The sequence below is a fragment of the Paraburkholderia dioscoreae genome, from assembly GCF_902459535.1.
In the GTDB taxonomy this organism is placed as follows: domain Bacteria; phylum Pseudomonadota; class Gammaproteobacteria; order Burkholderiales; family Burkholderiaceae; genus Paraburkholderia; species Paraburkholderia dioscoreae.
Window position 1 is genome coordinate 1,532,686 of the sequence record NZ_LR699553.1, and the last position, 12,595, is coordinate 1,545,280.

General features: G+C 63.1%; 11 protein-coding genes and 1 riboswitch. Of the genes, 5 read left to right on the top strand and 6 right to left on the bottom strand.

All coding sequences use genetic code 11. From position 1 onward, the window contains the following. Positions 1 to 495 precede the first annotated feature (495 nt). On the top strand, positions 496 to 1,491 hold the full coding sequence (locus PDMSB3_RS06860) for a GlxA family transcriptional regulator (protein WP_165185505.1): 996 nt from the start codon (positions 496 to 498) through the stop codon (positions 1,489 to 1,491). 112 nt (positions 1,492 to 1,603) lie between these two features. Next, positions 1,604 to 2,155 (top strand): dTDP-4-dehydrorhamnose 3,5-epimerase, encoded by a 552-nt coding sequence (gene rfbC / locus PDMSB3_RS06865; RefSeq protein WP_007182458.1) that lies wholly within the window; start codon positions 1,604 to 1,606, stop codon positions 2,153 to 2,155. 63 nt (positions 2,156 to 2,218) lie between these two features. Here the strand turns inward: rfbC and PDMSB3_RS06870 are convergent, their stop codons facing one another. Next, complete coding sequence (locus PDMSB3_RS06870) at positions 2,219 to 3,109, bottom strand: EamA family transporter (RefSeq protein ID WP_165185508.1); 891 nt, start codon at positions 3,107 to 3,109, stop codon at positions 2,219 to 2,221. Between the two features lie 103 nt (positions 3,110 to 3,212). Between PDMSB3_RS06870 and PDMSB3_RS06875 the strand changes: the two genes are divergently transcribed. Both PDMSB3_RS06875 and PDMSB3_RS06880 read left to right on the top strand, forming a co-directional pair. After that, the gene (locus PDMSB3_RS06875) at positions 3,213 to 4,127 is read left to right on the top strand and encodes a LysR substrate-binding domain-containing protein (protein WP_007182456.1); all 915 of its coding nucleotides are present in this window, start codon (positions 3,213 to 3,215) and stop codon (positions 4,125 to 4,127) included. 104 nt (positions 4,128 to 4,231) lie between these two features. Beyond that, positions 4,232 to 4,861 carry a GNAT family N-acetyltransferase gene (locus tag PDMSB3_RS06880; RefSeq protein ID WP_007182455.1) on the top strand — a complete coding sequence of 210 codons (630 nt, stop codon included), beginning with the start codon at positions 4,232 to 4,234 and terminating at the stop codon, positions 4,859 to 4,861. A gap of 31 nt (positions 4,862 to 4,892) precedes the next feature. Here the strand turns inward: PDMSB3_RS06880 and PDMSB3_RS06885 are convergent, their stop codons facing one another. The 5 genes from PDMSB3_RS06885 to PDMSB3_RS06905 form a co-directional block, all read right to left on the bottom strand. Continuing rightward, complete coding sequence (locus PDMSB3_RS06885) at positions 4,893 to 5,654, bottom strand: ABC transporter ATP-binding protein (RefSeq protein ID WP_165185510.1); 762 nt, start codon at positions 5,652 to 5,654, stop codon at positions 4,893 to 4,895. Continuing rightward, complete coding sequence (locus PDMSB3_RS06890) at positions 5,651 to 6,517, bottom strand: ABC transporter permease (protein WP_165185513.1); 867 nt, start codon at positions 6,515 to 6,517, stop codon at positions 5,651 to 5,653. The genes PDMSB3_RS06885 and PDMSB3_RS06890 overlap by 4 nt, the downstream gene beginning before the upstream one ends. Positions 6,518 to 6,571: 54 nt before the next feature. After that, positions 6,572 to 7,630 carry an aliphatic sulfonate ABC transporter substrate-binding protein gene (locus tag PDMSB3_RS06895; protein ID WP_165185516.1) on the bottom strand — a complete coding sequence of 353 codons (1,059 nt, stop codon included), beginning with the start codon at positions 7,628 to 7,630 and terminating at the stop codon, positions 6,572 to 6,574. Between the two features lie 222 nt (positions 7,631 to 7,852). After that, entirely contained in the window at positions 7,853 to 8,014 is a 162-nt protein-coding gene (locus tag PDMSB3_RS06900; protein ID WP_007182451.1) for a DUF1328 domain-containing protein, read from the bottom strand. Positions 8,015 to 8,188: 174 nt separating this feature from the next. Beyond that, on the bottom strand, positions 8,189 to 9,046 hold the full coding sequence (locus PDMSB3_RS06905; RefSeq protein ID WP_007182450.1) for a spherulation-specific family 4 protein: 858 nt from the start codon (positions 9,044 to 9,046) through the stop codon (positions 8,189 to 8,191). A gap of 56 nt (positions 9,047 to 9,102) precedes the next feature. Beyond that, positions 9,103 to 9,182, bottom strand: a riboswitch (cyclic di-GMP riboswitch). A gap of 717 nt (positions 9,183 to 9,899) precedes the next feature. Here PDMSB3_RS06905 and PDMSB3_RS06910 point away from each other — a divergent pair. Beyond that, positions 9,900 to 12,587 (top strand): sugar ABC transporter, encoded by a 2,688-nt coding sequence (locus tag PDMSB3_RS06910; protein ID WP_165185519.1) that lies wholly within the window; start codon positions 9,900 to 9,902, stop codon positions 12,585 to 12,587. The last annotated feature ends 8 nt before the right edge of the window (positions 12,588 to 12,595 follow it).

Sequence of the window (12,595 nt, forward strand, 5' to 3'; positions counted from 1 at the left end):
ATCGGTTCTATAAATACTGCTTGGATGGCATTCTGGCGGATGTTAAATTCCCGGTTTGCGAATAAAGCCGCTATGGAACGGTCATTATCTGCGAGGTTTGGAGTTCAGGTTTGAAACACTTTCTTGTGCCGACGCGACACCCGCAGGTCACAAAGCAGCCGGCTCTACAGAGGCGCGAGCAGTGCGTGACGATGGCTCGGGAGCAAGGCTACAAGCCGTTCCGGCACCAAGGCGGAAAATTTCGCCGGCATGATTCGCTGCCGCGCCGGAACGGCCGGCGTGAGACATATGAAACGCGAGATAACGGTTTTCTTCATACATTCCGTATCTCGATAGTATTTGTTTTTCAAATTTACTATAGCGAGGTGTTCGGCTAACATCACGCTTAATCCGTTAAGTGGCATGGTTCGAAATCACCCTCGTCATAATCATCGCGTTCATATCGGCCGCTAACGGGATCGGGGTCCACAATGTACGACAGTCTGGGGAAATATCATGCCGCACATGCACCTTGATACTGCGAGGATCACCTGGTTGCATACGCCGACGCTGAGCGCGCGCAGTGCAACGCGGCGAATCGGCGTGTTGCTGTTCGACGGCTTCTGGCTGCTCGGGCCGGGCACGGTGGTGGAGATGTTCCAGACCGCCAACGAACTGTCGAGCTCGCGAGCCGGCGAAGAGCAGCCTTACGAAGTGCAATTCCTTTCAATGGACGGCGGCAGCGTCGCCAGTTCTTCTTCGGCCCGCATCTGGACCGACCGTATCGACGCGCGTTTCGGCAGCGGCTTCGACGTGCTGTTTATCGCCGGCGGCTACGGTGCGCATGTGGCTGCGCGCGACGAGCGGGTACTCGGCTGGCTGCGTTCGGTGCAATCGCGCACTCGCGCGATCGAAACGATCGGTGAAGGGCGACTCGTTCTGGAAGCGGCCGGCCCGTCGGATCACGACGCACCGCAGGTGAACCGCTATCTGAACGGCGTCACGAGCGAGTCCGCTCTCAGCGCATCCAATGATCGTCATGACTGCGCGCGCAGCGCGCTCATGTTCATCAAACGCGACCTTGGCGCTGAACTCGCCCGCAGCGTCGCCGATCGCGTGATGCCCGGCATGGCGGCCAACTGGGTGCCGCTGCCGGCGGAAGGCGGCACACTCAGCGTGGCCGAAAAAATCCGCGCCGCAGCGCGCTGGATGGAAGCGAATTGCGACCGTCCGGTTTCGGTGGCGGACGCCGCGCAGGTCGCGGCGATGAGCGAGCGCAATTTCCTGCGGCGTTTCAAGCATGAAATGCAACTCACGCCGTCGGACTATCTGTTGCAGATACGGCTGCGCATTGCCTGCAACTTCCTCACCGAGACCGAATTGCCGGTCGACAAGATCGCGCGCCGCAGCGGAACGGGCAACGGCGATCGTCTCGCGAAGATTTTCCGCAAGCGCATGGCGCTGTCTCCAACCGAATATCGCGCCCGCAGCCGGATCACGACGCGGGCGTAGTATTCGTGGAGGCGCTCGTGCCGGCAGAAGAGGCGGCGCCTTACGAGAATTGAACGCGTCCGTCGTGGCGGCCGCGTTTTTGCCGGTCAGGATACTTACGAGTGCAGCGGCCATGGGCAACAAGGTGATCGCGACGGCATTGCCGGAGGTGAAACTCATCGAGCCCGAGGTGTTCTGCGACGAATTCGGCTTCTGCTTCGAAAGCTTCAGCGAGGACGAGTTTATCGCCGACCTCTCGCCAGCTTTCCAGTTCGTGCAGGACCGGCATTCGAGCGCGGTGCACGGCGTGTTGCGCGGGCTGCACTATCAGGTGCAGCGTCCTCAAGGGCGGTTGATGCGGGTCGTGGTGGGCGAAGTGTTCGGCGTCGCGGTGGACGTGCGGCTCAATTCGCCGAACTTCGGCAAGTGGTGCGGGGCGGATCTGAGCGCGGCCAATCACCGCCAGATCTGGGTGCCGCCAGGCTTTGCGCACGGTTTCGTGGTGCTGTCCGAGGTCGCCGAGTGTCTGTGGAAGACCACGGAGTACTGGTTTCCCGAACTGGAGCGCTGCATTCTGTGGCGCGATCCCGACATCGGCATTGAATGGCCGATCGATTTCGAGCCGATTCTCGGCACGAAGGACGCCGCGGGCCGGCGTCTTTACGAGGCGGAAAACATCGCCTGAGCGCTCGGGTGGCGTTGTGTGCCCTGACGGCCGTGCACTGCCGGTGCTGTGCTGCAACGGGAATCAGCGCGTCGCGACCACCGCGCCGACGCTTGCGGTCACCACCAGCAGCGTGCCGGCGATCTGTAAAACCCCCATCGGCTGATGCAGCACGACGAAGCCCGCCAACGCGCCGATTGCCGGTTCGACACTCATCAGGATCCCGAACGAAGCAGCCGGCATGTGGCGCAATGCCACCATTTCCAGCGCGTACGGCAGCAGCGGGACCAGCAGCGCGAGGCCTGCCGTTGCCGCGATCTGAGCGCCCGCCACGTGCAGCCCGCTTTGCGCCAGTCCGAACGGCGTGGCCGCGAGCGCAGCCGCGATTAGCGACACCGACAGCCCTTCGAGTCCCGCGAACAGGGTGCCGGTCTTTTTCATCAACACGATATAGCTGCCCCAACCGAGCGCCGCGCCGCACGCGAGCAACACGCCGAGCGGTTCGCCGATCCAGCCGGCGCGATCGCGCGAAAGCAGTATGACGCCAGCAATCGCCAGCGCGGGCCAGAGCAACGCTCGCGCGCGGCGCACCGCGAACGTGGCCACGGCTAGCGGCCCGAGAAAGTCGATCGCGACGGCAAGCCCTAACGGAATACGCTGGAGCGCTGCGAAAAAGCACAATGTCATGCCGGCCATCGCCGCGCCCAGCACGCCGGCGGCAAGCCAGTGCGAGCGCGAATAGGTCCGAAAGCGCGGGCGCACCAGCACGGCGAGCACCAAAGCCGCCCAGCACAACCGCAGCCACGTAGTGGTGAGCGAACCGTACGCGGCCATGGTCGGTGCGGAGAGCGCGGCGCCGAATTGCACGCTCGACATCGACAGGACGCACAGCAACGCCGCCCCGGCTGCGGTGCGGGCCGGTTTCACGTTGTTCTGCGCGGGAGTCAGCGTAGGTTGAATGGTCGTGTCCTGCATAGGGGATTGCCTGATGCCCGATTGGAATTCGTTGACGCTATCTTATCGGTGCAGGCGGTATTAAGATAAGTTGATATTTCTTATGCCGACTTCAAAAACCCTTATGAGCCGAGATCTCGACAGCAGCTTGCTGCGGGCCTTCGTCACCGTGGCGGAGACGGGTGCGGTGGGCGTCGCGGCAACGCGGCTCGCACGCACTCAGGCCGCGGTGAGCATGCAATTGCGCCGGCTCGAGGAAGAACTCGGGCAGCGTTTGCTCGACCGCTCACCGCGCGGTGTGCAACTCACCGAAGCCGGGCATCTGCTGCTGCCCTATGCGCACACCATTCTCGGCGCGGGCGCCGATGCGCGTCGCGCGTTGAGCGCCGGGCAGGTGTCCGGCATCGTGCGGCTCGGTATGCTGGAGGACATTGCGGTCGGTCGTTTGCCGCGCGCGTTGCGGCGTTTTTCGATCGCTTATCCGCAAGTGGCGCTGGAAATCGTGGTCGACAGCAGTGTCGCGCTGTCGAACCGGCTCGCGGACGGCAGCCTCGATGTCGTGGTCGGCGATCCCGCGCTGGTCGACGCGGCGCCGCTGCTGACCTGGCGGCAGCCGCTCTTCTGGGTCGGCGCGCGCGGCTTCAGCCGCGAAGCGGAGGCGCTCTTGCCGGTGGTGGCATTCGGCGGTGCGTGTCTGTGGCAGCAGCAGGTTCTGACGGCGTTGCGGCGCGCGGGGATTGCGTGGCGCATCGTGTGCACCAGCACCAGTCTGCCGGCCGTGCAATCCGCGGTTGAAGCCGGGCTTGGCGTGTCGGTGCTGCTCGACGGCAACATCCGCTCGGAATCGATGCGCGTGCTGGGTCAAGCCGATGGTTTGCCCGACGCGCCCACCGCGGACTTCGGGCTTTTCACGCGCGAAGTGTCGGGCGCTCAGGCAGCGGCCGTGCAAACCTTGCAAACGTTCCTCTGCGAGGAATTGCATCTCGGCCTGCGCGAAGGCGAACCTTCGCTAATGCCGGTTTCGTCCGCGTTGGGATGATGCGCGGGCCGCTCCTTCTACGTGAGTTTTTACGACATTTTTTCTTGAGACGTACCCACGCGAAATCTACACTTCGGGCATCCTGATACCGCGAGGTGCTCAACGTGAAGCGACGTGCAACGACACAACAATCCGTTCGTATCGACTACGTGTGTCACGGCGTGGGCCGCGTCGAATTGCGCCGCTTCGACCCGGCTCGCGATTCGTACGTTGCGTTGACGGCATTGTTGCATCGCGCCTTCACACCGCTCGGCGCGATGGGCCTCAACTGCACATGCGTCGATCAGACCGTCGAGACGACACGGCTGCGCGCCACGCGGGGCGATTGCTATGTGGCGGCGTGCGACGGACGCATCGTCGGCACGATGACGCTCTATGCGCAGGATCGTGAATCGGCTTGCGAGCTATACCGTCGCGACGATATCGCCAGCTTGCGGCAGTTCGCGGTCGAACCGGTGTGGCAGGCGCGCGGCATCGGTACGCTGCTGCTCGCATTCGCCGACCATTGGGCCGCGACGCGAGGTTATGCCGAGCTCGCGCTCGATACGCCGCAACCGGCTGCGCATCTGATTGCGTTTTATCGCGGCCAGGGGTTTCGTATCGTCGATTTCGTGCGCTTCGACGGCAAGCGTTACGACAGCGCGATCCTGAGCAAGCCGCCGGTGGCGACGCGTACGCTCGCCAACTGGTCGCACCGATTGAGCGCGCGGGCGCCGATCGCGTGCGCGGCGTGAACAGGGTGACGGCCTGCCGATTGACGCGGATTCATTCGTCATCCTCAAGTCTGCCGTAGGCAAGCCCCTCCAGCAAGACATCGCGCAGCGGGTCCAGCGCGGGATCGCGCAGGTTACGAGGCCGTGGCGCAGTAACGCGGATCTCGCGCGCGATGCGGCTCGGACGGTCGTCACCGGGCGGTGACAGCAACAGAACGCGATCGGACAGGTAAAGCGCTTCATCGAGATCATGCGTGACGAGCAGCGCGGCTGTTCCGTGGGCGCGCGTCAACGAGAGCAATACCTGTTGCAGCCGTGAGCGCGTGATGGCGTCGACGGCGCTGAACGGCTCGTCGAGCAACAGCAGGTCGGGCTCCGCGAACAGGCCGCGCGCCAGCGCAACGCGTTGCGCCATGCCGCCGGACAGCCGTTTCGGCAGCGTATCGCGGATACCCGGCAGACCGACTTCGGCGAGCAGCGCATCCACACGCGGATCGTGTCCCCGTCGCGGGCCGGCGGCGAACGCGATATTGTCGGCTACGCTTAGCCACGGCAGCAGCCGGGGCTCCTGGAAGATCACGCCGATCCTCCCGGACGGTCCGCGCTGCGGTTGATTCTCCAGCACCACTGAGCCAGCGACGTCCCGGTCGAGACCCGCAATCGCCCGCAGCAGCGTGCTTTTTCCGCATCCGCTGGGACCGACCAGACTCAGAATTTCGCCGCGCGCGAGTTCGAACGATACCTGTTCGAACACCGTGCGTTGCCCAAAGCGCCGGGTGAGCCCGCGCACTTCGAGCATGGGTGGCTGGGTCATTGTCCGTCTCCCGTCCCAACGCGTGCGTCGCGCCAGGACAGCACGCGCGTCTCGATTGCCTTGAATGCGCCGTCGCTCAGTTTGCCGAGCAGCGCCAGCAGCAGGATCGCGCCGAACACCACATCCGGCCGGCCGGTCTCGCGTCCGTCGCTCAGCAGATAGCCGAGTCCACGTGTCGCGGCGATCAGCTCCGCGGCGACCATGAACATCCACGCGAGACTCAGGCCGGTGCGCAAACCCGTGAAGATCTGCGGCATCGAAGCGGGCAGGAGGATGCGCGTGAACAGCGCGCGTTGCGTCAGCCGGTTGACCTCGCCGAACTCGATCAGCTTGCGGTCGACGCCGTGTATGCCGGCCACGACGCCGAGCTGCACCGGAAAGAATGCACCGATCGCGATCAGCGTGATTTTGGGGGCTTCGTCGATACCCATCCAGAGCAGAAGGATCGGCACCCATGCGAGCGAAGGAATCGCGCGCAGCGCCTGAAACGCGGGGTCGAGCAGTGCATCGGCGCGGCGGCTGAGTCCCATCGCGGCGCCGATCAGCAACGCGAGCGCGGAGCCCAGCGCAAAGCCTGCGCAGACCCGCGCGACGCTCGCGCCGACATGCCGTGCGAGACGTAGACCGCCGAGATCCCATAATGTTTGCGCGATGGCGCTCGGCGCGGGCACGAGATGCGCGGGCAACACGGACGCTCGGACCAGGACTTCGATCACGGCGAGAAACAGAACCGGCAGCGCAAGCCCTGCATAACGCCACGGACGCAACGGGTCGCGTATGCGCTGATTCTGCGCGGGATTGCTCGCGGCGAGCCGTTGCGAAGCGCGCCTTGCCGGCGCGAGCGTCTCTTCAGTCGCGGCCATGATTCCGGCCGCCCGTGCAGGCACTGACTGCTTGCGAAATTCGTATTGAGCGCATTATTTCGCGTTGGAGTTTGCGGACGCGATGACGGGTTGAGCGATTTTCGAATCGATCAGCGCGTCGATGACCTGATTGAGATCGGTGCCGCTTTTCACCAGTTGCTCGTCGACGAGAATCGGCGCAGCGGTTTTGAGCGCGGCGATCTGCTGCGCGCCGGGCTGCGGGTGGCTGAAATCGTTACGACTGAGTTGCAGCTTCGCGACCGCGAGCGACACCTTCGATTCTTCAGCGACGATCTTCGCCGTATCGTCGGGATGCGCGGCGATCCACGCGCGCGCTTTTTCATAGACCTTCAGCACGCGGGCCAGCGCATCCGGATGTTCGCGAATGAAGTCGTCGCGCGCGTTCAGGAAGCCCCACGTGTTGAAGTCGACGTTGCGGTACAGCAGGCGCGCGCCGTCGTCGACCTGCGCGGCGGCCATGTGCGGATCGAGACCGGCCCATGCGTCGACCTGTCCGTTCGCCAAGGCGGTGCGGCCGTCCGGATGCTGGAGGTTTACGAGTTCGACGTCGTCGCGCGACAGTCCCACCGTATGCAGCGCGCGCAACGTGAAGAGGAACGGGTCGGTGCCCTTGGTCGCGGCGATCTTCTTGCCTTTCAGATCGGCGAGACTCTTGATGGGTGAGTCCTTGCGCACGACGAGCGCGGTCCACTCGGGGCGCGAAAAGATATAGACGGCGCGGATCGGATTACCGTTCGCCTTGCCGAGCACGGCGGCGAGCCCCGCTGTCGAGCCGATATCGATCGCGCCGCTGTTCAGATACTCGAGCGCACGGTTGCTGCCGAGGCTGAGCACCCACTTGACGGGGGTGTGGTCGGCGGCGAACTCCTGTTCCAGCCAGCCGTTGCGTTTGATAACGAGGCTTTCCGGCGAGTAATACGCGTAGTCGAGCTTCAGTTCGGCGAGCGGCGCGGCCTGCGTGGTGCCGACGCCGGCGACGCACAGCGCGAGCGCGGCCGCTGCCGCCGACATGAAGTCGCGCAGAACGCGCGCGCGGCGCGCGGGCGACGTGCGTGCCCGAGCGAAGAATGCAAAGCCCCGAACCAGTGCCATTGATTGTCCTTATGGTTGCGTGTGATCTGAACGTCCAATGTAGCGAAAGCGTTCACGCATGCGAACCAATTAAAGTTCAGAATCAAAGCAGTTCTGGCGCTATTGCAGAGCAAAAAAAACCGGCACCAACAGCAACAATTGCAATACCGTGTGGCAAGTATTGCAACCGCATGCCGATTTCGTGCCGGGCCTGTATGTCCAACTGAACGGTCGAAGCGCTAATCAGCGTCGCATCACGCCCATCAGCAAGGTGACGAGGAAGATCACCACGAAGATGAAGAACAGCACCTTGGCGATTTCCGTGGCGCCGGCGGCAATGCCGCCAAAGCCGAATACCGCGGCGATGATGGCGATGATGAAAAAGATTGCAGCGTATCGAAGCATGGGGCCTCCCACCGATGGATTGCTGGATTGAAGCTGGAAACGGCGACTCGTTGTGGGCACTGCGTGCTTTGACGGGTTATTTGCCGGCTAGCGCAATACAGCAATAGGTGTGCCAAGCGGCCGGCGGTCCAAGTGGCGCCGGCCGGGCAAGATGGGTGTCGACGGCTTTGCCCGTCAAGGTGCGGCGGCGTCCGCCACTTCGTCGTTCCAGTAGGGCGGCAGCGCCTTATACGGATTGCCGCCGGCAAGCGACGTGACATACACGCCGCCCGCGCCATGCGCTTTTGCGTATTGCACGACGCCTGGCAACTGCGCAGCGGTCGCGCCGTACACCATGTGCACGAAGCGGTTCTTCGGATAGCCGGCTTGCCAGCTCATCGGCTGGTATTTCGCGTAGCTCTTCGCCGTGCTTTCGAATACGACGAACTGGTCGGCCGTCGGCAGGCTTGCGTAGAGTTCGGGAATGTTGGTGCCCGGATTGGCCGTCACCGAGTAGGCGGCGTTCAGTCCTTTGATGTAGTTGTAGATCGACTGGTAGAACTGGATGTGCGACATCTGGCTGTCGGACGTCATCTCGTCGATGAAGAAGCCGTCCACCTTATACAGCGCGACATACGTGTTGATATCGGTCACGACCGCGGACAGCGAGCGCTTGCCGTACGACGTGGACACGTAGCCCAATACCTTGCCGCCTGCGGCGCGAAGCCTGGTGGCAGCCGCGGCATAGTTCGGATCTTCCTTCACGCCGGGGCCGCTGTTCGGATTCAGGATGGCGGTAGTCGGCACCTTGCGCGCCGTGGTCGTGAGACTGTTCCAGTTCGCGACGCTGCCGGTGGCATTGAAGTAGGAGGGTACGACGAGGCTGGTTGCCGTGCTGCCCGCGAAGGCCGTGCCGTCGATGCATCCCAGCAGCAGGCCCGCAATGAGTCCCGCTCGCCCCAGATACCTGCCGGTGCGGCCCGCAACGCGGGTTCCGCGCACCGATTCCGAAGCAGCAGCCGAAACCGCACCCATTCCCCGATTTTTCCGCATGTAGCCTCCTGACGCGGTTCTTCGAAACCGCTGTCGATTGGCCCGCCGTGGATACGGCGGGCAACTGGCAAACTCCCGCAAGGGAGTCCCTATAGTTTTGCGTCGCCGGATCGCTCCGGGTTTGCCCAAACTGCGCTAACGGCATCCTCTCGCATTTTCTTTAGGGAGCCAGTTTAATTTTTTTGTCGCGTTTTGAGGCGGGTGCGCTTACGGGCCTTCCCGGAATGATTTTTATTTTTCATTCCGGTATCTGTTGCCACACTCGCGGTCTTGTCCGCCCGATTTAAACCCAATCAAACTTTTTTAGAAAAACGCACGATAGTGCATTTTTATCCGATGATTATTGATCAGAAGATTGGCGCTCAGCGGAGTTTGACTCGAACTGGATGCGGCGATTTTCCAACACATTTTCGAACCGCTTGACGACTCGATTTTCCAGCCAGGGATCGGTGAGTATCGCTTGCGCTCGGGCGCGCAATCGTTTGCCTTTGAATTCAAGCGGATGCGTTTTTCACTATTTAACTGTCCGGAATCGCGCAATGGCATAACTCAGCTTGAGACCGCCCCATCTGATGTGCTATCTTCCACGGCCTTAGCAGGAAACAAACAAAAAGTCGGTTTCGCATCCGGCGCAACGTCGAATTTGCGCCGTGTAAATAATGCAAAATGGGCCGGCTCAAAAATCAGCTAGCGGGACATCTCTTCATACGGGATAACGCCGCTCGCGTTCAGACAGAACGGGGAAAAGATTTTGGCGATGAAGAAGCGGACCCGGGCACGCGCCGGCGGGGACTCTTGCGGGGTTGTCGAAAGGGCGAACGAACGATTTCTCACGCGTACCTTGATTGCGGTAATGCTCGGCACGGCCGGTATCGTACCGCTCGTGACGCATGCCGAGCTTGCGCCGCCGCAGTCCGCTGCCGCGGCCGCCCATTCTGCTTCCTCTCAGCCGAACCTCGCTTTCTTTTACGCGGCCAATCCGCCTGTCGGCGAATTGCAGGCCTTCGACGCCGTCGTGGTCGACCCGGCCACCGGTTTCGATCCGGCGGCTCATCCGCTGGCTCATACCACGTGGATCGCGCGCACACACGGTGCCGAGTCCGCCGGTTCGGCCGACGCATTCCTCTCCAGCCAGATCGAACCGCTGTGGCAGCGTGGCTATCGGGGCTTTCTGCTCGATACGCCCGCCGCCGTCGCCGCCGCCGGCCGCATTCATGACGCGCATCCGGACGCACGCCTCGTGGCGGGCGGCGCCGACGTCATGCGCAATGCGCTGCCGTATGCGAAGTCGCTCTACGCGGTGGTGGGCGAGTCGCTGGTTCGCGGTGTGGATGACAGCGGCCAGCTTCTCGACGTCCCTGAATCGTTGCGCGCACAACGCATTGACGAGGCGCGCGCGTTCACGCAGCAAAGCGGCGTGCCCGTTGTGTCCGTGGAGTATTGCGGGCGCACCGACCGGCAGTGCGCCCGCGAGACGGCCGCGCGCGTCGTGTCGGCCGGCATGCTGCCCTATGTGACGAGCAAGGCGCGCGACGTGGTCGGCATCGGCAAGATAGAAGTGCTGCCGCGCAAGATTTTGATTGTGCAGGACCGCGACACCCAGGATCCGCTCGACCTGAGCGCCGGTGTACGCGATCTGGCCATGCCGCTCAACTATATGGGCTACGACGTCGAGTATGCCGATTTCTCGTCGCGTCTGCCGGACGCCATCACGCCGGATCGCTACGCGGGCGTCGTCGCGTGGATCCAGCGCGGCGCGGTGCCCGATCCCGAGGCATGGCAGCGTTGGGTCACCGCGCGCATGGCCGATCACATTCCTGTCGCGTTTCTCGGTCAGTTCGGCTTCGACGCGGCCGGTTCGGCCGGCGCGGCGCTCGATCTGCAAGCCGTGGGCGGCACGCTGGCCGCACCGGTCACGGTAGTCAAAAGCGATCCGATGGTCGGCTTCGAAATCAGCCCGAAGCCCGAACCGCGCGATCTGCAAGGCGTGCGTGTGGGTTCGCGCAGCCAGCCGTTGCTGCGCGTGTCGGCCAATGGCGTGCTGCTCGATCAGGTCGCGCTCACGCCGTGGGGCGGCTATGCGCTCAGTCCCTACACCGTGGCCTCGCTCGACAGCATCGAGCAGGAGCGCTGGGCGATTCAGCCAATGACCTTCATGAAAGCGGCGCTGCATTTGCAGGACATGCCGTCGCCGAGCGTCACCACGGAGAACGGCCGGCGCCTGTTGATGTCGCACGTGGATGGCGACGGTTTCGCGTCGCGCGCCGAATTCCCCGGTCCCGACTATTCCGGCGAGGCGCTGTACCAGCAGATCTTCACCCGCTACCCGGTGCCGATGACGCTCTCGGTGATCGAAGGCGAGGTGGGTCCGAAGGGCCTGCATCCGGATATCTCGCCGCGTCTCGAAGAGATCGCACGCAAGATGTTCGCGCTGCCGCACGTCGAGATCGGCACGCACACCTATTCGCATCCGTTCCAGTGGGAGCAGGTGGACAGCAAGACCGGCGCACAAGTGGATCGCGGAGGCGGCGACGCGGCGTTCTCGCTGAATATTCCGGGTTATCACTTCAATATCGACCGTGAGATCACCGGTTCGATCGACTACATCAACACGCGTCTCGCGCCGGCCGGCAAGAAGACCGTGATCCTGCAATGGTCGGGCGACTGCCGGCCGCCGGGTTTCGTCGTGCGCAAGGTGTACGAGGCGGGCGTCTACAACTTCAACGGCGGCGACACGGTCATCACGAAGTCGGCCAATAGCTGGACCAATATCGCGCCGATCGGCGTGGACAAGGGGCCTGGCGCTTATCAGGTGTACGCACCGAATCAGGACGAGAACGTCTATACGAACGACTGGCAAGGCCCGTTCTATGGCTTTACCCGTGTGCTCGAGACCTTCGCAATGACCGACCGGCCGCTGCGTTTCAAGCCGATCGACATTTACTATCACATGTACAGCGGCACCAAGGTGGCCTCGTTGCGCGCGCTCGACCAGATCTTTTCGACGGTGCTCAAGCAGCCGGTGATGCCGGTCTACGTGAGCGAGTACATCCGCAAGGTGCTCGACTGGCACACGTTCGCGGTGGCGAAAGAGGTGGGTCCGCAGGCGAACGACTGGATCGTGCGCGGCAATGGCGAAGTGCGTGAGTTGCACTGGCCGCAGGCGGCGAGACCGTCGCTCGATAACGCCTCGGGCGTGACCGGTTTTGCAAACGGTCCTGACGGCACCTATATCCATATCGACGGCGGCAGCGCCCGGTTTGCGATCGGCAGCCCCGTAACAAGGGAAGCGGCGCCGTATATCGGCGAAGCCAACGGTTTCGTGCGCAACTTCCGGCGCACGCCGCAGGGCGTGCGTTTCGAATTCGCCGGTCACTACCAGCCGTTCGTCAAGCTGGCCAACGCTCAGCAGTGCAAGGTCAGCGTGAACAATCAGGCAGTAGTCACGCGTCGTGACGGCGATTTCCTGCGTTTCGACACGCCGGCCGAGGTCGGACCGAAACTGAACTACAAGTCAGTCGAGGTCGCCTGTGGCCGATAATCGCCCTC

Coding starts and splice junctions, on each gene's coding strand:
- PDMSB3_RS06860 (WP_165185505.1), top strand. CDS start 496: ATGCCGCACATGCACCTTGATACTGCGAGGATCACCTGGTTGCATACG.
- rfbC (WP_007182458.1), top strand. CDS start 1,604: ATGGGCAACAAGGTGATCGCGACGGCATTGCCGGAGGTGAAACTCATC.
- PDMSB3_RS06870 (WP_165185508.1), bottom strand. CDS start 3,109: ATGCAGGACACGACCATTCAACCTACGCTGACTCCCGCGCAGAACAAC.
- PDMSB3_RS06875 (WP_007182456.1), top strand. CDS start 3,213: ATGAGCCGAGATCTCGACAGCAGCTTGCTGCGGGCCTTCGTCACCGTG.
- PDMSB3_RS06885 (WP_165185510.1), bottom strand. CDS start 5,654: ATGACCCAGCCACCCATGCTCGAAGTGCGCGGGCTCACCCGGCGCTTT.
- PDMSB3_RS06890 (WP_165185513.1), bottom strand. CDS start 6,517: ATGGCCGCGACTGAAGAGACGCTCGCGCCGGCAAGGCGCGCTTCGCAA.
- PDMSB3_RS06895 (WP_165185516.1), bottom strand. CDS start 7,630: ATGGCACTGGTTCGGGGCTTTGCATTCTTCGCTCGGGCACGCACGTCG.
- PDMSB3_RS06900 (WP_007182451.1), bottom strand. CDS start 8,014: ATGCTTCGATACGCTGCAATCTTTTTCATCATCGCCATCATCGCCGCG.
- PDMSB3_RS06905 (WP_007182450.1), bottom strand. CDS start 9,046: ATGCGGAAAAATCGGGGAATGGGTGCGGTTTCGGCTGCTGCTTCGGAA.
- PDMSB3_RS06910 (WP_165185519.1), top strand. CDS start 9,900: ATGCTCGGCACGGCCGGTATCGTACCGCTCGTGACGCATGCCGAGCTT.